This is a genomic window from Leifsonia aquatica H1aii (assembly GCF_000633535.1).
In the GTDB taxonomy this organism is placed as follows: domain Bacteria; phylum Actinomycetota; class Actinomycetes; order Actinomycetales; family Microbacteriaceae; genus Leifsonia; species Leifsonia aquatica_A.
In genome coordinates this window covers 359,199-378,996 of sequence record NZ_AYMR01000007.1, presented here as the reverse complement: position 1 = coordinate 378,996, position 19,798 = coordinate 359,199, and the positions used below count along the sequence as shown (strand labels likewise).

Genomic DNA, 19,798 nt, shown 5'->3' with positions numbered 1-19,798 from the left:
GGTCGACGCGGATGACGGTGGCCCCACATAGTGTGGCCGCGTGCCGGAGAACGTCGAGCAGTGGTGGGCGCGCCGCCAGTGGTCCAAAGGGACCGCGGTGCCCTACGCCATCGGGCGTTACCGCCCGGACTGGGAGCGCTATCCCACCCTCGTGCGGCAGTACCATCCCGATCTGAACCACGGCATCGTGCTGACGCAGGTGCCCCCGGCCGCCGACGTGTACCTGCTCTGGGAGTGCGACGCCGGGCACCGGTTCATCGCGACTCCCGCGGAGCAACGGGCCCGACCGAACGGCACCCGGCGGCGCTCGGCCTGGTGCCCGTTCTGCTCCGAGGCCGCGGCGCCTCGTCGGGTCCGGCCCGCGCCGGACCCGGAGGCGCGGCCGCATGTGTGCGGCCACGCGCGCGATCCGCGTCGGCTCGAGCACGACCCCGACGACGACCGCTGCTGGCTCTGCCGCCGGTTGGATCGCACGAGCATGACGCGCGAGCAGCTCGTCGCGCTCGCCGCCCCCGGCTCGCGGGTCGCCGTCTCCGCCGAGAACAGCTCGGCAGCGACGCACTCCTGGCAGTGCGATCGGGGGCATCCGGTGTTCCGGGCGAGCATCGAGCGCATCATCGACGGCCGTCGTTGCCCGGTCTGCCGGCACGCACGGGAGGGCGCCGCAGCGGTGGCGGTGGGCACCGCGTTCCACAGCAGGTTCGCGCCGACCCCGGCCTCCGCCGCCGAACCCGAGCTGAAACGGCGGCTGTCGGAGCGGCTCGACATCGACCTCGGCTGCAACGCGGTGCGGGTCGCGCGGCCCTTCCATGCCCACCTGGAGGTGTGGCCCGACATCCTGCTGCCCGAGCTGCGGGTCGCGATCGAGTACGACACCACGGGGCGCCACGGGCTGGAGCACGTGGGCCCGCGGGAGGCCTCGGACCGCCGCAAGGATCGCCTGCTCCGGGCCGCGGGGTGGGAGGTGCTGCGGATCCGCTGCGGGGGCCTGCAACCCCTGGGGCCGTTCGACCTCGTCGCCTCCGGCGTCTCGGCACGACTCGTCGACCAGATCGTCGACCGTCTGGCGGAGATCCGCGGCGAGCTGATCGTCGCCGCCTACCGGCGCTGAACTCTGCACTCGTGCATCCGCGGGCCGCTGGCTAGCCTGGAGGCGAATCGTTCGGACGAAGGAGACCCCATGTCATCCACGCTCAACCCGTATCTCAACTTCCGCGGCCAGGCCCGGGAGGCGATGGACTTCTACGCGTCCGTCTTCGGCGGCGAGGTGACCCGCAGCACGTTCGCCGAGTTCCAGGTCAGCCAGGAGCCGTCGGAGGCGGAGTGGATCATGCACTCCCAGCTCGCCACGCCTGCCGGCTTCACCCTCATGGCGGCGGATGTCCCCGCCCACATGGAGCTGAAGGACGGCTCGACCATCTCCGTCTCGCTCAGCGGGGACGACGAGGCGGAGCTCACCGGGTACTACGAGAAGCTCATCGTGGGCGGCACCGTCGTCGAGCCGCTGTCGAAGGCGCCGTGGGGCGACAGCTTCGGCATGGCGGTCGACCGGTTCGGCACGCAGTGGCTCGTCAACATCGCGGGTACTCCGGCTCAGGGCTGACCGCCACGCCCGCTGCCCGGGCATTCCCGCGGACGGCGGACGGGGCTAGGGTCGAGCCGACCGGGAGGTGGTCGACATGTGCCGTTGGCTCGCATACGCGGGGGAACCGCTGAAACCCTCCGTGCTCGTCCTGGACGCCCAGCACTCGCTGGTCGCCCAGTCGCTCGACTCGCCGCTCGGCGCGGAGACCGTGAACGGCGACGGATTCGGTTTCGGCTGGTACCCCGAGGGGTCGACCGCCGGCAGCGTCCCGGCTCTCTTCCACAGCATCGAGCCGGCCTGGCACGACGAGAACCTGCGGGAGCTGACCGAGTCGATCGCGAGCCCGCTGTTCTTCGGACACGTGCGCGCGGCCGCCGGGCCGCCCATCCAGCGGACGAACTGCCACCCGTTCCGGCACCGCAACTGGATGTTCATGCACAACGGCGGCATCGACGGGTTCGCCCGGATGAAGCGCGAGCTCGTGTTCGCCGTCGACCCGTCGCTGTACCCGGAGATCCTGGGCACCACCGACTCGGAGGTGCTGTTCCATCTGGCGCTGACCCTCGGCCTCATGGACGATCCCGTCGGGGCGATGGGCCGCGCGGTGCGGCAGATCGAGGAGGTCGGACGGTCGCAGGGCATCGCCTTCCCGATGCAGGGGACGATGGCGCTGTCCGACGGCGCGACGCTCTGGGCCTTCCGGTACTCGACGGCGCACCGCAGCCGGACGCTCTTCCACTCGACCGCGATCCCGGCACTCCGCGAGATGTATCCGGAGGCCGACCAGCTGCACCTGTTCGGCGATCGCGCGAAGGTGGTCGTGTCGGAGCCGCTGATCGATCTGCCGGGCGCGTTCGTCGAGGTGCCGGAGTCGACCGTCGCGATCCTGGACGACGCCGGCTACCACCACGAGCGGTTCCTCGACGACGGCGAGTGAGCGCGTCGGCTCCCTCGCCGTCGTCCCCGGGACGCGACGTCCGCGACCCGGAGGAGCCCGGGTCTACTCGTCGCCGAGGACCCGCCGCACGAAGGCGTCGACCCGCTCGCGGAGCGTGGCGATGCGCTGCTCGCGCGCCGCTTCGACGTCGAAGCCGATGTAGGCGGTCGCGGGGCGCTTGCGCGCGTTGACGGAGCACTCGAACTGCGCACAGACGAGGGTGCCGACGGTGTTCCCGTCGCGTCCTGCCTTACCCGCGCGCTTGGCGATGAAGAAGAGCACCTCGTTCGGGAGGTGCACGTCCTCGCACCACGAGCACTGCGGGCGGGCGCGGACGGAACCGTCGGCGCGGCGCAGCAGCACGCCGACCGGCTCGCCGTCGATCTCGACGACGACATAGCCGACGTTCGCGAGCTTGCGGTCGCGCCAGCCGAGGAAGTCGATGTCGCTCCAGGCGACCGCGGCGAGGTCGGGGAGGGCGAGCTCTTTGCGCTCGCGGACGGATGCGTTGACGAAGGACGCGCGGATGCGCTCGTCCGTGAGGGGATGCATGGATGTGCCTAACGTGTCGAGAAGTCTGTCCTGAAAGGGGGTGCGCCGAACGACGCACCGGTGTCACCGGTGGGGGGCAGGACTATCTCACGCCGGCGCGAAGAGCGCCGACGACCTCCAGACGCCCGGAGGGCAGAGAGGGGAGGAGGGAAGACACGCCCGTCAGTCTACGCCCCGTTCCCGGGATGCGTCGCCGCTGGGTGCGGGGACGGGGAGACCGGCCCGTGGTGCGAGGGGTGGCGCGTGTCGGCGGTAGGGGGCAGGATGGCGCCCAACCGTCGAGAGGAGCCCACCATGTCCGCTCTGCCCACCCCGGTCGACCCGCCCGTGCTCGTGCGCAGCCCGGCCTTCGCCCAGGGGATGATCGCCCCCGCCGGACGCACCCTCTACGTCGGCGGCCAGAACGGCATCGACGGCGAGGGAGTGCTGCGCGACGGGCTCGGCGCGCAGACCGAGCAGGCCTTGCGCAACGTGCTCGCGGTCCTCGATGCGGTCGGGGCCGGTCCGGAGCACGTCGTGAAGCTGACCATCCACCTCGACCCCTCCATCGATCCGACGGAGGCGTATGCGGCCACCCGGTCGGTCTGGGGAGACCACCGTACGGCCGTCACCGTGCTCGCCGTCGCACCCGCCAATCCCGGCGCGCTCGTCGAGATCGAGGCGGTGGCCGCGCTCGGCGGGTGAGCCAACGGCGTGCCGCGCCGTGACCGACCGTGACCGACCACGACCGGGAACGGGCGTAGTGTCGCGTCGTGACCGACGACGACAGCAGAGCGCGCGATGTCGCGCCGGAGCACCGCTGGCCGGCTGTGATCGCGACACTCGTGGCGCTCGCGTCGTACGCACTCCTGCCGAGTGTCGTTCCCGCTCTGGAGCGGTATCTGGTCGTCGCGGTGTGCCTGCTCATGCTGGCGGCGCTCGTCGTCTACAACCCGCACCGGCTCAGCCGCGAGTCGCGCTGGTCCCGCTGGGCCGAGTTCGCGCTCGCCCTGCTGATCCTCGTGGTGAACCAGATCGCGTTCATCGAGACCGTCATCCGGCTGCTGAACAAGCACGGCAACGGCTCGGAGATCCTGCTCGCGTCGCTCCAGGTCTGGCTCACGAATGTGATCGCGTTCGCACTCGTCTTCTGGACCATGGACCGCGGAGGTCCTGTCGCACGGGTCACCCGGCCCCGGCACGCACTCCCGCTCGCCGACTTCCGCTTCCCGCAGGACGAGGATCAGGACGCCGTCGAGGAGGTGGCGCGCGGGTCGAGTCGCAGTCTCGACTGGGTGCCGAACTACATCGACTACTTCTACACGTCACTGTCGAACTCGATGGCGTTCAGCGCGACCGACGCCATGCCGCTGTCGCATCGCGCGAAACTGCTGATGGCGCTGGAGTCGTTCTCGGGGTTCGTGCTGCTCGCGCTTGTGATCGCCCGGGCCGTGTCGCTCATCGGCTGATGCCGAAGCGGGATCCTCCCGCAGTTCCAGGGTAACGCCTGGCCGGGGGCTTGCCGCAAGGCCCCCCTCGCGTCGCAGAATCGACGACTGTGACTGCTCCGAGCGCCTTCGATCTGCCCCTCCGACTCGCCGCCAAAGCCGACCCCGCCCTGATCGCGGACGACGAGCGCCGATTCGACCGCATCGCGTCGAGTCTGCGTTCCACGCTCGCCGACCTCACCGCGAGTCTCACGGCAGCGCGACGCTCCCCGGGCGGTGTCGGCCAGCAGGCGCTCGACCGGGATCTCGAGATCCACCGGTTGACCGCACGCCGGCGGACGCTCGCCCGGTACGGCGTCGATCTCTGCCTGGGTCGCATGGTCGTCGCCGGCGATCCCGAGCCGGTGTACATCGGGCGGCTCGGGCTCACCGATGCGGACGGGGAACGCCTGCTGACCGATTGGCGGTCGCCCGCCGCGGAGCCGTTCTTCGGAGCGACGCTCGCCGACCCGATGGGACTGGTCAGCCGACGACGCTACCGCTGGAGCGGTGGGAGGGTGACGGACTACTGGGACGAGGCGCTCGCCACGGAGGGTTTCGCCGGCGCCGCCGCCCTCGACGATCAGTCCGAGTTCATTGCGAGTCTGGGGGCGAGCAGGTCGACGCGGATGCGGGACGTGCTGGCGACCCTCCAGGCGGATCAGGACGCGATCATCCGGGAGGGCTCCCGCGGCGCTCTGGTCGTCGACGGCGGCCCGGGAACCGGCAAGACCGTGGTGGCCCTGCATCGGGCCGCGTACCTGCTGTACTCCGACCCCCGGCTCGAGCACCGGCGCGGCGGCGTGCTGTTCGTGGGGCCCAGCCGGCCCTACCTGGCCTTCGTCTCGGACGTGCTGCCCGCGCTGGGGGAGGAGGGAGTGCAGCTCTGCACCCTCGCCGACCTGGTCGAGGAGGGTGCGGACGCCGTCGCAGAGGCGGACCCGACCGTTGCGGGCCTCAAGGCGGACGGCCGGTGGGGCGCGGTGATCGAGACGGCGGTGCGGGGCTACGAGCGTCCGCCCGCGCAACCGCTCCTGATCGAGACCGAGTGGGCCGACATCCCGCTGACACCGGAGGATTGGGCCGACGCGTTCGCGTCCGCACCGGGAGTCGCGCACGACGACGCCCGTGAGGAGGTCTGGGATGCGCTGCTGGAGATCCTCGTGGACCGGCACGACGGCGCCGCCCCGGCCGCGCTCGTGCACCGCGTCCTCGCGGCGCACGACGGGCTGCGCGCCGCGTTCGACCGGGCGTGGCCGATGCTCGACCCTGCCGGGGTCGTCGCCGATCTGTGGGCGACGCCCGGCTACCTGCGCCGGTGTGCGCCGTGGCTGTCGGACGAGCAGGTCGCGCTCCTGCAGCGGGTCGACGCCCGGGCCTGGACGAGCGCGGACCTGCCGCTCCTCGACGCCGCCCGGCGACGGATCGGCGACCCCGATGCCGCCGCGCGCCGCCGACGGCGTCGTGCGGCCGTCGCCGCCGAACGGGAGCGGATGGCCGCTGTGGTCGACGACCTGATCGCCGCCGACGACGACGGGGAGGGCCTGGTCACGATGCTGCGCGGCGAGGACGTGCAGACCACCCTCGTGGACGACGCCGTCCCGGAGGCGCTCGCCCCCGACGAGCTCGCCGGGCCGTTCGCGCATGTCGTCGTCGACGAGGCGCAGGAGCTGACGGATGCCGAGTGGGGCATGCTGCTGTCCCGGTGTCCGTCGCGCAGTTTCACGATCGTCGGCGACCGGGCTCAGGCACGCCAGGGCTTCAGCGAGAGCTGGCGCGAGCGCCTGGCACGGGTGGGCGTTGTCGACGCACGCGTCGCCGGACTGAGTGTGAACTACCGGACACCGAGCGAGGTGATGGCCGTCGCCGAGCCGGTCATCCGCGCGGTGCTGCCCGACGCAACGGTGCCGAGCGCGATCCGGTCCAGCGGTGTCCCGGTCGGTCGTGGGGAGGTCGCGGAGCTCGGGTCACTCGTTGAGGACTGGCTCGCCGAGAACGCCGAGGGCGTCGTCGGCGTCATCGCCGCGGAGCGGGCCGTGGCGACTGCCCGCGACGGCCTGCGGGCCGTGGCCGGGCGGACGCGCGTCCAGCTGCTGACTCCGGCGCTCGCCAAGGGACTCGAGTTCGACCTGGTCGTCCTCGTCGACCCGACGGGCTTCGGCGGGGGCGTGGCGGGTGGTGTCGACCGATATGTCGCCATGACCAGGGCCACCCGACGACTCGTCCTGCTGGGCCCCGACCTGGACCTCCTGGGATCCGTTGCGATCACGGGCGACGACCGGCACTGAGGCGGTCGACGGCGAGGCGGCCGGGGGCGTCGGCGCTGCCGCGGACGCCGTCGACGCGATCGACGCCGCCACCACGACGGCCATCGCCGCCACCGCGATCCAGGTCATGCCCTGGCCGAGGAGCGCCCAGCCGGCGAGGGCGGCGATCACCGGTTCGAGGCTCAGCAGCACACCGAAGACGCGCGGCGTCAGCCGGCGCAGGGCTGCAAACTCGAGCGAGTACGGAATGAGCGAGGACAGCAGGGCGACCGCCGCCAGCGGGAGGAGCAGTGCCGGCTGCGCCACCAGAGTGCCCACGGACCCCACCCCGAACGGCACCATGACGACGGCGCCGACCACGATGGCCAGCGCGAGCGGTCCCTGGCCGGCCACGGTCGCCCCCACCTTCTTGCCCGCGAGGATGTAGAGCGCCCAGAATCCGCCGGCGGCCAGGGCGAAGACCACCCCCAGCGGATCGAGCGGCCCCGATCCGGCCGCTTCGCCCTCGAGCCCCAGGACGGCGATCGCGCCGGCCGCGAGCAGCACCCAGGTCAGGTCGCGCCAGCGCCGGGAGAGCACCGCCGCGAGCGCCAGCGGTCCGATGAACTCGATGGTGACCGCCGTGCCGAGCGGGATGCGGTCGAGCGCCGCGTAGAAGCAGCCGTTCATCCCGGCCAGGACGACGCCGAAGAGGACGACGCCACGCAGGCCGCCGCGGGGCCAGCGCCAGAACCGCGGCCTCGACACGACGACCAGGACGGCACCGGCCAGCAGGAGGCGCAACGCCGTGGTCAGGCCCGGGCCCAGCGCACCGAGTAGCGGGGTGGCGATCGCGGCGCCGAGCTGGAGCGAGGTGCACGACCCGACGATCATCAGTACGGCGGGCGCCGAGGTGGGAGAGGTCGCGCGCGTCATGCTTCCATCGTGACGGCCCCCGGTTGGTCACTCCAGCGAAAGCTTCTGACGTATATTGGTCAGTGAATCTGATGAGTCGGGAGGTCATCCGTGCTCAATCTGCACCGTCTGGCGATCCTGGCCGAGCTCGAGAGCCGCGGCACCCTCGCAGCCGTCGCGGACGCGCTGTCCTATTCGCCGTCCGCGGTCTCGCAGCAGCTGACCCAGCTGGAGCGCGAATGCGGGGCCGTGCTGCTCGAGCCGATCGGCCGCGGGGTGCGCCTCACCGATGCCGCGCACATCCTGGTCCGCCACGCTCGGGAGGCGATCGCCCAGCTGGAGCTCGCGGAGTCCGAGCTCGCGGCGGTCCAGGACCGGGTGGGCGGAGTCCTGCGGGTGGCGACGTTCCAGACCGTCCTGCTGTCGGGGTCCACCCCGGTGCTGGCCGATCTGCGCGATCGACATCCCGGCCTGCGGGTCGACGTCGCCCAGCGCGAGGCGCACGACGCGACGGCGGGTCTGCTCTCCGGCGACTTCGACCTGGTCCTGGGGGAGGAGTACGACGACAACCCGCAGCGCACGCCCGAGCGCATCGACCGGGTCGACCTGTGCGACGACGAGCTGCGGCTCGCGGTGCCGGAGGTCGGCCCGTTGGCCGGGACGCGCTCCCTCGCCGAGCTCGCGTCGGCGCCCTGGGCGACGGACCCGGTGGAGACCGAGCCCGGGCGCTGGCTGCGCGCGCTCTGCCGCGGCGCCGGCTTCGATCCGGACGTACGGTTCGACGGCGTCGACCTGCTCACGCACGTGCACGTGGTGCGGGCAGGACTGGCGGTGACCGTGCTGCCCGACCTGCTGGGCGAGGCGAACACGCGCGGCGTGGCGCGCGTGCGGCTGCCGGGTCGCCCGAGGCGTCGCCTCTTCACCCTCACCCGCGCCACCCGGGCGGCGCATCCGGCGGTCCAGGCCTACCGCGACGCGTTGGCCCGGGCTCTCGGCGTGGCAACGGCCCGGCCCGGCGACGCCGCACCCGCCGGACCTGCCGCCTAGGCGCCAAGACCGCGCGCGAGCATGCTCTCGCCCGCCGCCGCCACCGCCTCCTGCCACGTGCGGGGCCGGAAACCGAGCACGCGCCGGGCCTTCTCGCCCGACACCTTCTTGCGGTAGCCGAGTTCCGCGGCCATCGGCTGCAGACCCGGGTTGTCCGCCGCGGCCGCGCGCACCGCGTCGGAGGGGAGCTGCGCCGTCGGGATCCGTGGGGCACGCTCGCCGAGGACGGCCCGCAGCTGCGCTCCGACGTCGGCGAGGGGGACCGCGTCCTCCTGGCTGGTGAGCAAAAAGCGCTCGCCCGCCGCGCCGTCGGCCGAGAGTGCCGCGATGTGCGCGGCGGCCACGTCGCGCACATCGACGAGAGGCACGGCGAAGTCGGGGTAGCCGGGCAGCTCGCCGACCAGCACCCGGTGGACGAGGTGATTCGCCCCGGAGATGCCGTCGCCGAGCAGGGGACCGACCACCGCGACCGGGAGCATCGTCACCAGTTCGATGCCCCCGCCCTCGGCCGCCGCGAACTCCCACGCGGCGCGCTCGGCGAGGACCTTGCTGCGGCCGTACGCGTCCATCCCCGGTCCGTCCAGCACCGACCAGTCGTCCTCGGTGAACGCGCGCTCCAGCGGGGGATGACCGAAGCCGACCGCGTGGAAGGCCGAGGTCACCACGACCCGGCCAACCCCGGCGTCCCGCGCCGCTCGAAGCGCGCGGAGGGTCCCTTCCCGGGCGGGGTCGATCACCTGAGCCTCATCGGTGACCGGACCGAGGTGGACCGGCGAGGCGACATGCAGCACCCCGTCGACGCCGCTCATGGCCTCCGCCCAGCCGGCGTCGTCGAGAAGATCCGCGCGCACGAACTCCAGGGCCTCTTCGCGGGTCATCCCCGCGGCGCGCAGCACGCGGCGCACCTCGGGCTCGCGATCGAGGGAGCGGAGCGTTGCGCGCACGGACGCCCCGTCCTCCAGCAGGCGCAGGATGATGTGGCCGGCGATGAAGCCGGAGCCGCCGGTGACGAGGATGCGCGATGTCGACATGGGATGTACCCCTTTCGTGGAGTGCTGACTCTCCGATCGTTCCCCTCCGGATCGCTGCCGACCAGTGCTCCCGCGACACTGGTATCCGCAGGGACAGGCAACACGGCGACCGGGTGGGTAGCGTGGGGCCATGGACGGCGAGCAGAACCTGCTGGGGGAGTTCCTCCGCGCCCGACGCGAGCTGGTCGCGCCGGGGACGGTGGGCATCCCGGTGCACGGCACGCGACGGGTGGCCGGGCTGCGGCGGGAGGAGGTCGCGATGCTCGCCGGGATCAGCGCCGAGTACTATCTGCGGCTCGAGCAGGGGCGCGACCGCAACCCGTCCGCGCAGGTGCTCCGATCGGTCGCGGGCGTGCTGCAGCTCGACGAGGAGGCCACTGCACACCTCCTGGGGCTCGTCCGGGCCGACGACCGTTCGCGTCGCACGCGCCGCCCCCGCGCGGAGGCGCTCCCGGCGAGTCTCGCCGCGCTCGTCCCGCAGTTGCCGTTCCCCGCCTTCGTCGAGGGTCGGTACCTCGACGTGCTCGCCGCGAACGCGCTCGCGACGGCGCTCTCACCCCGGCTCGTCGCCGGTCGCAACCGGATGCGGGACGTATTCCTCGACCCGGCCGAGCAAGCCCTGTTCCCCGATTGGGAGTCGGCGTCGGCGGTGCTGCTCGCGGGATTCCGCCGCTCGGTGGGGGCGGACGCCGACGACGCGCGCGTGGTCGAGCTGGTCGGCGAGCTCTCCATCGCGAGCCCGACCTTCCGCCGGCTGTGGAGCCGGCACGACGTGCGCGAGCGCCGGGGCGGCACCCTGACCTTCCAGCACCCCGTCGTCGGCGAGCTGATCGTGCACCGGGAGAAGCTGCAGGTCACGGGTACCGACGGGCTGGTGCTCGTCCTCTACCACCCGGCCACCGCGGAGGCGGCGGACGCCGTGACCCTGCTCGGATCGCTGGCCGCGCCGTTCGAGGCGCAGACGGGGCTCGTTTCCGACGGTCTGCCTGCGGACGACTAGGAGCAGGCGGCGGTCCCCGGCGTCGCGCGACGCCGTCCAGTATCGTGGTGCGAAAGACGGCTGGGAGGCTTCATGCGGGAGATCGTCGATTTCGTCACCGTGTCCACGCGCGGACTCGAGTCCAGCCCGGTGGTCGACGCGCTGGCCGGCCTGCGGGCGAACGAGGCGCGCTACTACAAGAACAAGTACGACCACGACTTCGCGGTCGGGCCCGCGAGCGAGGAGACGGAGGCCGTCGAGCGGCTGACCCGTGTGCTGGCGGACGAGCGCGACCTCCACATCGCCTCCACACCGTTGGAGGCGACGACCTTCGAGGTCGACGGGTTGCGGATGGACTACGTCTTCTACGAGTCCGGCCTCGCGATCAACGTGATGTACGCCCTCGATCCGGCCGGCAAGCGGGCGGTCGGCTTCAAGCTCTCGCAGGGCATGGAGGTGCCCGCCGAGCTGGCGGAGCGGTTCAAGTTCGCCCGGCAGAAGTCGAAGCTCGCCGGCGAGATCCGCGGATCGTTCTTCGTGATCAAGGGCGAGTACTGATCATCGCGTGCATGCGCTGAGCGCACGGTCGCGGCGCGTCACGGCGCGGGAACCGGTCGCGATGACGGCGCCCATGGCGTCACGCGCGGGAGCCAGCACCGCACATTCTCGCGATAGTCGATGAACTGCTCGCCGAAGCGCTGCGCCAGATCGTCCTCCTCGAACGGGCGCACCAGCAGGTTCCAGACCAGCGATCCGGCGATCGCGTAGGCGACGACCAGCCACGACCCCAGGAGGAGGCCGACGGCCGCGCCTTGCGTGATCCCGGCCAGCGCCATCGGATTGCGGACGAAGCGGTACGGCCCGGCGATGACCAGCCGGTTCGGCATCGCCACCGGCAGCGGGGTGCCGCCACCGCGTGCGGACATCGCGATCGCCGCACCGATCCCCAGCGCGCTGGCCAGGGTCAGCACGACGACACCGACGATGCCCGCGCCCGGTGGAAACGCGACCCGCAGCCGCCAGCGCTCCTCGACGAAGGCGATCGCGGCTGGAGCCGCCGCGAGGAACACCCCCCAGAACACGACGAGCTGACCGAAGGTGGCCGCCACGTGGGCCGCGGTCGAATGCGCGCTCGCGGCCGGGCGGAACCGGAACGGGCCCTGCACGATCCACTCGGCGGGGATCCGCCCCCACCGGACCACGCACAGGGCGAGCACGGAGCAGACCGCCGCGCCCAGCATCAGCAGGACGCCCACTCCCGCCTCCCGCGTCGCGGTGGCGTAGACGGCCATCGCGACGGCGACCACCACCGTCCATCCGGTCGCGACGACGGCCGCCGTGCGAACTCCGGCCGCCGCCAGCGCGGACGCGAGGACGAACAGGGGGAGGTCGGCGGCGGCGACGGCCACCGGGTCCAGGCCGCCGAGCGTCGCCGTCCGCACCGACGGCAGAGCAGCGACACCGACCCACCAGAGCGCGCCCGCCCCGGCCTGCAGCGCGAAGTACGCCCGCCCGACGCGCGGCGGGACCGTGAATGAGACCCCCATCGCGCCCAGTCTGTCACGGCCGTCGCGGCGGCGACGCGCGGCGCGACTTCACCGACGGCTGCTCGGCGGGAAGGTGCATCGCCGGGACCGATTCGATCGTCAGGTCGTCGAGTCTCGGCACACGCGCGAGCGCCCGGTCCCGCGCCGTCGCGACGGTCGTGGCCGCCTCCTCGAAGGAGGCCGCCCTCACCTGGATCCGCGCGGCACCCTGCATCCGGTGGCCGATCCAGCGCAGTTGAACGCGCTCGACGTCGACCACACCGTCCGTGTCCGCCAGAGCGTGGTCGAGGTCGTCGACCAGTCCCGGCTCGATGCCGTCGAGCAGCCGCCGGCCGATGCTGCGCACGGTGCCCCCGAGGAGCACGATGATCGCGATGGAGATCAGAAGGCCGACGATCGGGTCGGCGAGCGGGAAGCCCAGCAGCACCCCGAGCGCGCCCAGCACCACGGCCAGCGAGGTGAAACCGTCGATGCGGGCGTGGACACCGTCGGCGACAAGCGCCGCCGAGCCGATGCGTCGGCCGACCCGGATCCGGTAGACCGCGACCGCTTCGTTGCCGGCGAACCCGACGACGCCCGCCACGGCCACCCAGCCCAGGTGCGTGAGCGGCTGTGGGTGGAGGAATCGCTCGACCGATTGCCATGCGGCGACCACGGCGGAGAGAGCGACCACGACGACGATGAAGAGTCCTGCGAGATCCTCCGCCCGCCCCAGCCCGAAGGTGTAGCGACGCGAGGCGACGCGGCGGCCGAGCACGAACGCGATCCACAGCGGCACCGCCGAGAGTGCGTCGGAGAAGTTGTGGACCGTGTCGGCCAGCAGCGCGACGGAGCCGCTCAATGCGACGACAACCGCCTGGGCAACGGTCGTGCCGAGGAGCACGAAGAGGCTGATCTTGAGCGCGCGGACACCCGCCGTGCTGGCTTCGAGCGCGTCGTCGATGGTGTCGGCGGCGTCGTGTGTGTGCGGAACGACGAGTTCGTAGAGGAAGCCCCTGATCCCGGCGGGATGCCGGTGTCCGTCGTGGCCGTGCTCGTTCTCGTGCCCGATGGCATGAGGACCGTGGTCGTGGCGACGGACGTGCGGGTGCGCACTCATCCGCGCCTCCGCGTCTCGGCCTGCTCGTGCTCCGCTGCGGCCGGGTGGTGGTGTCGCGGCGTCCCGCCGAGGGAGTGCTCCGCGTGGAAGATGGCATCGCTGACCAGCCGGCTGGCGTGCTCGTTCTCGAGCCGGTAGAAGACGCGCTGACCCTCTTGCCGGGTCGCGACGATCCGGGCCAGCCGCAGCTTCGCAAGGTGCTGGGACACCGCGGCGGGCTGCTTGTCCAGGATGTCGGCGAGATGGTTGACCGAGAGCTCGCCGGCATCTCGGAGTGCGAGCACGATGCGCACGCGTGTGGCGTCGGCGAGCATCCCGAACACCTCCACGGCGAGCTCCACGTACTGACTGTCGGGAAGTCGGCCGCATATCGGCTTATCTGCATCCATACGCAGATTAAAAGCTTAAGTCGCGTACGATCGCAAGTCCGGCACCCGCAGCACCGTCCCGTTGCCGACGTGGCCGGGGTCCGCGGCGCCGATGCCGCGCATCAGAGCGCGGATCACCGCCACGTGGCAGACGACGATCGTGCGTCGGCCGGGAACGGCGATGCGACCCCAAGCCGCCAGGGCGCGGGCGGCGACCGCGGCCTCCGGCTCGGCGCCCGGGAGGTCGCCCTGCGGCCAGCGCGCGTGCGCCTCCGCCATCGACATCCCTTCGGCGTCGCCGAACGACCGCTCGATCAAGCCGTCCTCGACCAGCACGTCCGCGAGCCCGACCCCGTCCGCTATCGATCGGGCGGTCTCGCGCGCTCGTAGCAACGGCGAGCTGACGACCGCCTCCCAGCGCCCCTCCTCCGCGAGCGTGCGCCCCGCCGCGATGGCTTGCTCGCGCCCGCGCTCGTTGAGGGGCAGATCGACGCGTCCTTGATAACGCCCGGCCGCGTTCCATGCGGTCTCACCATGCCGCACCAGGGCGATCGTTGGAGAGGCGGGCGGGGGAGTCGGTCGCATGCCCTCAGCCTATTGGTTAGTGCACGAACCAATTCGGGGGAGTCCATTTCGGGGGAGTCCATGGAGCTGAGAACACTTTCAGCGCGACGTTCCCGCCCCGAGCCGGATCCCGAGATTCCTGCCGTAGGCGGCGAGTCCGAGCCGGCGCGCCAACGCGGTCGAGGCGGCGTTGTCGTCCCGGCTGCGCCAGCGAGCGAATCCGGCACCACGTATCGCGGCCGCGAGCGCTGCACCGCCGACCTCACGCGCGAACCCCCGGCCACGATGGACCGGCATCGTGAGGATGCCGACATCCGTGTGCGCGCCGGCCCAGGGCGACAAGCTCGCGACCGCAGCGAGTTCGCCTTCGGAGTGAAGTCCGAACAGCACTGCGTCCGGCTCGCAGACACCCGACTCCTCGATCTCGTCAGCGGGGACGGTACGAGCCAGCTCCGCGACCGCCGACGGCGTGACCCGTTCCGCCGCTCCGTCGAAACGATCCGATCCGCCGGCCAGATAGTGCGTCGCAGGGCCGAGGACGAGCGGCTCGTGCGCGCGCAGGCCGACACTCCAGACATCCCGCTTAAGAGCCGACTCGGGCGTCAGGCCCTCGAGCACCGCCGCAATGTCGGTGCGAAGACGTGCCGGGGCGCGCACACGAACCGCTGCGCCGACGACCAGCACGTAGACGCCCCCTCCCGCTTCGGGGACGTATGTCGTGTGGATGCCCGGGGCCCAGAGCGCGCGGCCGCGCGGAACCGCGAAAACGGCGGCCCAGTACTCGTCCGCGACCGTTCGGGGATCGACCATGGCCTCAGGCTACGCGCGGCCGGCCCTCGGTAACCGGACGCGCAGCATTCTCCGCTCCGCGGACGCATAATCTAACGGACGGGACCCGCCACGCATCGACGGCGCGGCCGAGACGGGACGGAGCAGGGATGGGTGAGAACGAGCGCGAGCCGGTCTTCCTGTCCGGCGGCATGCGGCCCGGTCCGGCGTCGACGCCGGTGGGGCTCCCGAGCGCGGACGACGTGGTGCCGGGGTCGGTGGTGCTGGACGCCTCCGGCAACCGGTGGCGGGCGACCGGCACCGAGTGGGTCCGCGTCGACATCGTCACCGGACGCGAGCATCGCGCGCTCGTGCTCCGCACCCGGATCGTCGGAGCGGTCTCCCTCGCCGGCTTCCTCGTGCTGGTCGGCACCGGAATCCTCCTGATCGTGGATCGCGGCGCCGTGCCGGTGCTCGGCATCGCCCCGGTGCTCCTGATCGCGTGCGGCTTCGGCTACGCGTGGACGCGGATGCGACGCCGGCTGGCCGGCCAGGAGGTCGTGCCCGAGTAGGTGGGAGGCGACCGGCGCACGCACCGGCGGATCAGGTCGTGCGGGTCCCGGTCAGGGTTCCGGCCGCCAGGACGTGACCGTCCAGCGCCGCCGGCAGCTCGACGCCGTTGGAGAGGGCGGAGAGGTCGACCTCCGTGTCGAGGGCGTAGAGATGGAAGCGGTAGTGGTGCGGGCCGTGGCCGGGCAACGGTCGCGGACCGGCATACTGCGCGCGCCCCCAGCGGGTGGGCACGAACCGGAGCTCCGGATCGTCGCGGCGCAGCGCGCCCTCCGCCAGGCCACCGGCACGAGGCGCGAAGCCGACGACCGTGTGCAGACCGGGCACACCCGACGGCACGTCCAGGTCTTCGAGCACCAGCACCAGTTCGACCGTCCCGTCGGGCAGGGCGCCCCACGTCAGCGCGGGCGAGATGTCGTCGCCGATGAAGAGGCTGCAGTGCTTCGCCGGGATCATCTCGCCGTCGCCGAACGCGGGGGAGGTGAGCTCGATCCGGTTCGGCGTCGTCAGCGCCGGCGTCGCAGCGATGCTGAGCGACGCATCCGGGCGGCGCTTCCGCAGCGCCATCCCGAGGGGGACGAAAAGGGCTTCGACAGGATGCATGGTGTTCCGTTCAGGAGTCGGCGAGGCGGAGGAGGAGTCGCGAGGCGCGGAGGATGTCCGCGCGCTCGGCGGGGGAGAGTGCGGCGAGCCGGCCGTCGAGCCAGTCGTGCCGGTGCCGACGAGAGGCGGTCGCTGCGGCCTCACCACGCTCGGTGAGCCGGAGGATCACCGTCCGGCGGTCCTCGACACCACGCGACTTGGTCACGAAATCCAGCTGCTCGAGGCGGCGGACGGTCTGGCTCATCGACCCGAGGGTGACGTGCGCGAGAGCGGCGAGCTGGCTGAGGCTCTGCGGCCCCTGCTTGAGAAGCACCATGAGCACGAGCAGCGGCGCGTCCGCCACCTCGCCCTCCACCCGCTCCGAGCGGAATCGGCTGTACAGCCGCGCGACGGCGCGTCGCAGCTCGCCGCCCACATCGTCGGCCTCGTCCGTCATGGTTCGTCCCTCCACAAAATACTGAGGAGACCATAGCATTTACTGAGTACTACTACGCATTTCAATCGTTCGCCCGCTTATTCGCCGGACCGGCCCTCCACCGCGTCGTCAGCCGGGGGGAGCGTCGAGGTCGTGCCGCGCCGAGCGGGCCGGGGAGAAGGCGAGGATGGCGGTGGCCGCGAGAACCCCCGCCACCCCGAGCCACAGAGCGGGACGGTACCCGGCGACGGTCGCGATCAGCCCGCCCAGGGGAGCGCCGATCACGATCATGGCCCGGTTGGCCGACCGCATCGTGGTGTTCGTGCGCGCCTGCAGCTCGTCCGGAGTGACGGCCTGGCGGTAGCCCATCTCGTTGGCGTTGCTGAGACCCATTCCGAACCCGACGAATCCCTGGCCCAGCGCGAGCACGACCAGGATCGCCCCCGCGCCGATCGTCGCAGGCACGAGGGCGACCATCGCCCACCCCAGTGCCATCGCCAGGTTGCTGACGATCACAGCCACACCGGCGCCCCACCTCCGCCCCGCCCGCAGGGACAGCGAGCTCCCGACCAGGGCGGCCGCGCCCGCCCCCGCGAGTGCGACGCCGAGCTGGAACGCCGAGAGCCCCAGCCCCACCAGCACGAACGGCACGAACGCGGTGTTCAGGATGCTGGAGAAGAAGAACCAGACGTGCGAACCGATTGCCAGCGGCCCGAGCACCCGGTGCCGGTAGACCCAGCGCAGACCGTCGGCGATCTCGCGACGCAGGCTGCGCGAGTGCTCCGGCGGCACGACCGCCTCCTGCACCCGGACCCGGAAGATGGCCAGCGCGGAGAACACGGACGCGACGGCGTCCACGACGAGCGCTGCGGCCGCCCCCACAGCGGAGACCAGGGCCCCGGCGAGCAGCGGACCCGTCGCCTGGGCGATCGCGTCGCTCTGATCGGTGCGCGCGTGCGCCGCCACGAGCGCGCTCCGCGGCACGATGCGGGGGACGAGCGCCTGCGCCGACGCGTCCCCGACGAGCGACAGGAGACCCACGACGGCGACGACGACGAGGAGCACCGGGACGCGCAGCCAGCCGACGGCGAACACGGCCGGGATGAGCAACAGGAGCACGGCGCGGCCGAGAGCGCTCCCGATCAGGAGCGGCCGACGACGACGACGGTCGACGAGCGCCCCGACGAGGAGGCCGACCAGCAGGTAGGGCAGCCAGCGGGCCGCGCTCACCAGTCCGACGTCCACGGCGGTCCCGCCCAGCTGGACGAGCACCAGTACCTGGAGGGCCAGGGTCGTGACGTAGGCGCCGAACCCCGACACCGTGTACGACGCCCAGTAGGCCGCGAACCCGCGGATGCGGAAGACGTCCCCTCGCGCCGATCCCGACATCCCGCTCCCTCGCCCGTCGTGCCTCCAGGCTACCGAAGGACCGCGGTCGGCCCCGTGAGGGGATCGGAAGGAGCAGGGACTGGCGCGCCGCGGTCCGGTGCCTAGGCTGGGGGAGTGCGGGCGTCCCGCACGCGATCGAAGGGCGGCACCATGCGCATCACCATCCTGGGAGGCACCGGCTTCACCGGCTCGAACCTGGTCCGGGAGGCGGCATCCCGCGGTCACGACGTCACCTCCTACAGCCGCTCGCATCCGGCCGAGCCGCTCGACGCCGTCCGCTACGAGACCGGGTCGCTGCTTGACGATGCGGTGCAGCGACGCGCGGTCACCGGCGCCGACGCCGTCGTCTCCGCGCTGTCGCCGCGCGGCGAGATGGAGGGGCGCCTGCGCGGGATCGACGCGCGCCTTGCCGAGCTCGCCGCCGACGAGGGGGTCCGGCTCGGGGTGATCGGCGGATTCAGCGGCCTGCGCCCGGCTCCCGGCGCCGCGCGGTTCGCCGACGGGCCCGACGTTCCGCCCCAGTTCGCCGCCGAGGCCCGAGAGATGACGGAGATCCTCGAGGATCTCCTGACGTCGGCCCCGGCGGAGCTGGACTGGTTCTTCGTCAGCCCCGGGGCCGCCTACGGCGCGTACGCTCCCGGCGTCGCCACCGGTCGGTACCGGATCGGCGACGACGTGGCACTCGTCGACGCGGACGGCGAGTCGGCGATCTCCGGAGCCGATTTCGCCACCGCGGTCATCGACGAGCTGGAGAAGGGCGAGCATCGGCGCGCCCACTTCTCGGTCGCCTATTGACCCGGCGCCTTCGCATCGTGGCGGCCGACGACGGGAGTGCGGTCGAAGTGCCGCTCGACGGCGGCAATGCGTCGGCGGGCGTCGTCCGGGTGGGCGACACCGTCCGGAAACCCTGGTCGCGTGCCGCGCCCGCCGTTGCGGCGTTCACGGACCGCCTCGCCGCCCGTGGCCTCGACCTCCCGCGCACGCTCGGTCGCGACGAGCTCGGTCGGCTGATCCTCGAGTACATCCCGGGTGACCTGGCGATGCACCGTGGACCGCTGAGCCTCCCGGAGTTGGAACGCGTCGGCCGAATGGTCCGCTCGATCCACGACGCCGCCGCCGGATACGCGCCACCGGTGGGAGCGGCATGGGACGTCCTGATCCCGGTGCCGGATGCGGACCTGATCTGCCACAACGACCTCGGGCCGTGGAACCTGATCGTGGGGGAGCGGTGGGTCTTCATCGACTGGGACGGTGCCGGGCCGAGCACCCGGTCGTGGGACCTCGCCTACGCCGCACAGGCGTTCACGCTCAACGACCCCGCCGTGCCTGCCGACACGGCCGCGGCCGGACTCGCCGCGTTCGTCGCCGGCTACGGTGCAGACGACGCCCTGCGGTCGTCGCTGCCGAAGCTGCTGGCCCAGCGGGCGGCAGCCATGTACGACCTGCTCGGGACGGCGCACGCGACGGGCCGCGAGCCGTGGGCGACGATGTACGCCGAGGGCCACGGCGCGCACTGGCGCTCCGCCACCGCGTACGCGGCACGGTACGAGCACGTCTGGCGTGCCGCCCTCGGCGGCTGAGAGCCGATCGACCCGATTGCATGCCGGGCGGCACCCTGCTAACGTTCTCGCGATCGTGTTCCGTCGACAGGAGGTGAGACCCATGTACGCAGTATCCGCAGTGGGCGCTCCCCGTCGTCCACGATCGCGCGACTGAC

At 72.3% G+C, this 19,798-nt stretch carries 22 protein-coding genes and 1 pseudogene; 12 read left to right on the top strand and 11 right to left on the bottom strand.

The features are described 5' to 3' along the window. Nucleotides 1-40: 40 nt before the first annotated feature. From U870_RS0107415 to U870_RS0107405, 3 genes are all read left to right on the top strand, one after another. Nucleotides 41-1,111 (top strand): zinc-ribbon domain-containing protein, encoded by a 1,071-nt coding sequence (locus tag U870_RS0107415; protein WP_025156774.1) that lies wholly within the window; start codon nt 41-43, stop codon nt 1,109-1,111. Nucleotides 1,112-1,180: 69 nt separating this feature from the next. After that, on the top strand, nt 1,181-1,603 hold the full coding sequence (locus U870_RS0107410) for a VOC family protein (protein WP_025156773.1): 423 nt from the start codon (nt 1,181-1,183) through the stop codon (nt 1,601-1,603). Between the two features lie 76 nt (nt 1,604-1,679). Then, on the top strand, nt 1,680-2,522 hold the full coding sequence (locus U870_RS0107405; RefSeq protein WP_025156772.1) for a class II glutamine amidotransferase: 843 nt from the start codon (nt 1,680-1,682) through the stop codon (nt 2,520-2,522). A gap of 63 nt (nt 2,523-2,585) precedes the next feature. Here U870_RS0107405 and U870_RS0107400 read toward each other — a convergent pair whose 3' ends face one another. Beyond that, nucleotides 2,586-3,074 (bottom strand): FBP domain-containing protein, encoded by a 489-nt coding sequence (locus U870_RS0107400; RefSeq protein WP_025156771.1) that lies wholly within the window; start codon nt 3,072-3,074, stop codon nt 2,586-2,588. A gap of 294 nt (nt 3,075-3,368) precedes the next feature. On the opposite strand from U870_RS0107400, the gene U870_RS0107395 reads away from it, so the two are divergent. The 3 genes from U870_RS0107395 to helR all read left to right on the top strand — a co-directional run bounded on the left by U870_RS0107395 (nt 3,369) and on the right by helR (nt 6,828). After that, nucleotides 3,369-3,758, top strand: a complete 390-nt coding sequence (locus U870_RS0107395; RefSeq protein ID WP_025156770.1) for a RidA family protein — start codon at nt 3,369-3,371, stop codon at nt 3,756-3,758. A gap of 68 nt (nt 3,759-3,826) precedes the next feature. After that, on the top strand, nt 3,827-4,522 hold the full coding sequence (locus tag U870_RS0107390) for a hypothetical protein (protein ID WP_025156769.1): 696 nt from the start codon (nt 3,827-3,829) through the stop codon (nt 4,520-4,522). Between the two features lie 89 nt (nt 4,523-4,611). Further along, nucleotides 4,612-6,828 carry an RNA polymerase recycling motor ATPase HelR gene (gene helR / locus U870_RS0107385; RefSeq protein ID WP_025156768.1) on the top strand — a complete coding sequence of 739 codons (2,217 nt, stop codon included), beginning with the start codon at nt 4,612-4,614 and terminating at the stop codon, nt 6,826-6,828. 69 nt (nt 6,829-6,897) lie between these two features. On the opposite strand, the pseudogene U870_RS24810 reads toward helR, so the two are convergent. Then, nucleotides 6,898-7,476 (bottom strand): annotated as a pseudogene (locus tag U870_RS24810) (EamA family transporter); the annotation flags it as partial. Between the two features lie 336 nt (nt 7,477-7,812). Here U870_RS24810 and U870_RS0107375 point away from each other — a divergent pair. Further along, nucleotides 7,813-8,748, top strand: a complete 936-nt coding sequence (locus U870_RS0107375; protein WP_025156766.1) for a LysR family transcriptional regulator — start codon at nt 7,813-7,815, stop codon at nt 8,746-8,748. Here U870_RS0107375 and U870_RS0107370 read toward each other — a convergent pair. After that, nucleotides 8,745-9,779 (bottom strand): NAD-dependent epimerase/dehydratase family protein, encoded by a 1,035-nt coding sequence (locus tag U870_RS0107370; RefSeq protein ID WP_025156765.1) that lies wholly within the window; start codon nt 9,777-9,779, stop codon nt 8,745-8,747. The genes U870_RS0107375 and U870_RS0107370 overlap by 4 nt on opposite strands. Before the next feature lie 130 nt (nt 9,780-9,909). Here U870_RS0107370 and U870_RS0107365 point away from each other — a divergent pair, with 130 nt between their 5' ends. Both U870_RS0107365 and U870_RS0107360 read left to right on the top strand, forming a co-directional pair. Beyond that, nucleotides 9,910-10,779 (top strand): helix-turn-helix domain-containing protein, encoded by an 870-nt coding sequence (locus U870_RS0107365; RefSeq protein ID WP_025156764.1) that lies wholly within the window; start codon nt 9,910-9,912, stop codon nt 10,777-10,779. Between the two features lie 72 nt (nt 10,780-10,851). After that, nucleotides 10,852-11,316: a hypothetical protein gene (locus U870_RS0107360; RefSeq protein WP_025156763.1), complete on the top strand. Its 465-nt coding sequence runs from the start codon at nt 10,852-10,854 to the stop codon at nt 11,314-11,316. 38 nt (nt 11,317-11,354) lie between these two features. Here the strand turns inward: U870_RS0107360 and U870_RS0107355 are convergent, their stop codons facing one another. The 5 genes from U870_RS0107355 to U870_RS23060 all read right to left on the bottom strand — a co-directional run bounded on the left by U870_RS0107355 (nt 11,355) and on the right by U870_RS23060 (nt 15,146). Continuing rightward, a complete protein-coding gene (locus U870_RS0107355) occupies nt 11,355-12,305 on the bottom strand; it encodes a methyltransferase family protein (protein WP_025156762.1) in 951 nt (316 codons plus the stop codon). Between the two features lie 13 nt (nt 12,306-12,318). Continuing rightward, complete coding sequence (locus U870_RS0107350) at nt 12,319-13,404, bottom strand: cation diffusion facilitator family transporter (RefSeq protein WP_025156761.1); 1,086 nt, start codon at nt 13,402-13,404, stop codon at nt 12,319-12,321. Beyond that, a complete protein-coding gene (locus tag U870_RS0107345; RefSeq protein ID WP_025156760.1) occupies nt 13,401-13,793 on the bottom strand; it encodes an ArsR/SmtB family transcription factor in 393 nt (130 codons plus the stop codon). Before U870_RS0107345 ends, U870_RS0107350 begins: the two co-directional genes overlap by 4 nt. A gap of 15 nt (nt 13,794-13,808) precedes the next feature. Beyond that, nucleotides 13,809-14,357 (bottom strand): histidine phosphatase family protein, encoded by a 549-nt coding sequence (locus tag U870_RS0107340; protein ID WP_052357591.1) that lies wholly within the window; start codon nt 14,355-14,357, stop codon nt 13,809-13,811. Nucleotides 14,358-14,435: 78 nt separating this feature from the next. Continuing rightward, nucleotides 14,436-15,146: a GNAT family N-acetyltransferase gene (locus U870_RS23060; protein ID WP_025156758.1), complete on the bottom strand. Its 711-nt coding sequence runs from the start codon at nt 15,144-15,146 to the stop codon at nt 14,436-14,438. Between the two features lie 128 nt (nt 15,147-15,274). Here U870_RS23060 and U870_RS0107330 point away from each other — a divergent pair, with 128 nt between their 5' ends. Then, complete coding sequence (locus tag U870_RS0107330; protein WP_025156757.1) at nt 15,275-15,676, top strand: hypothetical protein; 402 nt, start codon at nt 15,275-15,277, stop codon at nt 15,674-15,676. A gap of 31 nt (nt 15,677-15,707) precedes the next feature. Here U870_RS0107330 and U870_RS0107325 read toward each other — a convergent pair whose 3' ends face one another. The 3 genes from U870_RS0107325 to U870_RS0107315 form a co-directional block, all read right to left on the bottom strand. After that, the gene (locus tag U870_RS0107325) at nt 15,708-16,277 is read right to left on the bottom strand and encodes a YbhB/YbcL family Raf kinase inhibitor-like protein (protein WP_029947328.1); all 570 of its coding nucleotides are present in this window, start codon (nt 16,275-16,277) and stop codon (nt 15,708-15,710) included. A 10-nt stretch (nt 16,278-16,287) separates the two neighbouring features. Further along, nucleotides 16,288-16,713 carry a MarR family winged helix-turn-helix transcriptional regulator gene (locus U870_RS0107320; protein ID WP_025156755.1) on the bottom strand — a complete coding sequence of 142 codons (426 nt, stop codon included), beginning with the start codon at nt 16,711-16,713 and terminating at the stop codon, nt 16,288-16,290. Between the two features lie 108 nt (nt 16,714-16,821). Then, nucleotides 16,822-18,081: an MFS transporter gene (locus U870_RS0107315; RefSeq protein ID WP_025156754.1), complete on the bottom strand. Its 1,260-nt coding sequence runs from the start codon at nt 18,079-18,081 to the stop codon at nt 16,822-16,824. Nucleotides 18,082-18,231: 150 nt separating this feature from the next. Between U870_RS0107315 and U870_RS0107310 the strand changes: the two genes are divergently transcribed. Both U870_RS0107310 and U870_RS0107305 read left to right on the top strand, forming a co-directional pair. Further along, nucleotides 18,232-18,876 (top strand): NAD(P)-dependent oxidoreductase, encoded by a 645-nt coding sequence (locus U870_RS0107310; protein ID WP_025156753.1) that lies wholly within the window; start codon nt 18,232-18,234, stop codon nt 18,874-18,876. Continuing rightward, nucleotides 18,873-19,661: a phosphotransferase gene (locus U870_RS0107305; protein ID WP_240183646.1), complete on the top strand. Its 789-nt coding sequence runs from the start codon at nt 18,873-18,875 to the stop codon at nt 19,659-19,661. The genes U870_RS0107310 and U870_RS0107305 overlap by 4 nt, the downstream gene beginning before the upstream one ends. Nucleotides 19,662-19,798: the final 137 nt, after the last annotated feature.

Coding starts and splice junctions, on each gene's coding strand:
- U870_RS0107360 (WP_025156763.1), top strand. CDS start 10,852: ATGCGGGAGATCGTCGATTTCGTCACCGTGTCCACGCGCGGACTCGAG.
- U870_RS0107310 (WP_025156753.1), top strand. CDS start 18,232: ATGCGCATCACCATCCTGGGAGGCACCGGCTTCACCGGCTCGAACCTG.
- U870_RS0107330 (WP_025156757.1), top strand. CDS start 15,275: ATGGGTGAGAACGAGCGCGAGCCGGTCTTCCTGTCCGGCGGCATGCGG.
- U870_RS23060 (WP_025156758.1), bottom strand. CDS start 15,146: ATGGTCGATCCCCGAACGGTCGCGGACGAGTACTGGGCCGCCGTTTTC.
- U870_RS0107320 (WP_025156755.1), bottom strand. CDS start 16,713: ATGACGGACGAGGCCGACGATGTGGGCGGCGAGCTGCGACGCGCCGTC.
- U870_RS0107405 (WP_025156772.1), top strand. CDS start 1,680: ATGTGCCGTTGGCTCGCATACGCGGGGGAACCGCTGAAACCCTCCGTG.
- U870_RS0107350 (WP_025156761.1), bottom strand. CDS start 13,404: ATGAGTGCGCACCCGCACGTCCGTCGCCACGACCACGGTCCTCATGCC.
- U870_RS0107315 (WP_025156754.1), bottom strand. CDS start 18,081: ATGTCGGGATCGGCGCGAGGGGACGTCTTCCGCATCCGCGGGTTCGCG.
- U870_RS0107365 (WP_025156764.1), top strand. CDS start 9,910: ATGGACGGCGAGCAGAACCTGCTGGGGGAGTTCCTCCGCGCCCGACGC.
- U870_RS0107345 (WP_025156760.1), bottom strand. CDS start 13,793: ATGGATGCAGATAAGCCGATATGCGGCCGACTTCCCGACAGTCAGTAC.
- U870_RS0107355 (WP_025156762.1), bottom strand. CDS start 12,305: ATGGGGGTCTCATTCACGGTCCCGCCGCGCGTCGGGCGGGCGTACTTC.
- U870_RS0107325 (WP_029947328.1), bottom strand. CDS start 16,277: ATGCATCCTGTCGAAGCCCTTTTCGTCCCCCTCGGGATGGCGCTGCGG.
- U870_RS0107370 (WP_025156765.1), bottom strand. CDS start 9,779: ATGTCGACATCGCGCATCCTCGTCACCGGCGGCTCCGGCTTCATCGCC.
- U870_RS0107410 (WP_025156773.1), top strand. CDS start 1,181: ATGTCATCCACGCTCAACCCGTATCTCAACTTCCGCGGCCAGGCCCGG.
- U870_RS0107400 (WP_025156771.1), bottom strand. CDS start 3,074: ATGCATCCCCTCACGGACGAGCGCATCCGCGCGTCCTTCGTCAACGCA.
- U870_RS0107395 (WP_025156770.1), top strand. CDS start 3,369: ATGTCCGCTCTGCCCACCCCGGTCGACCCGCCCGTGCTCGTGCGCAGC.
- U870_RS0107340 (WP_052357591.1), bottom strand. CDS start 14,357: ATGCGACCGACTCCCCCGCCCGCCTCTCCAACGATCGCCCTGGTGCGG.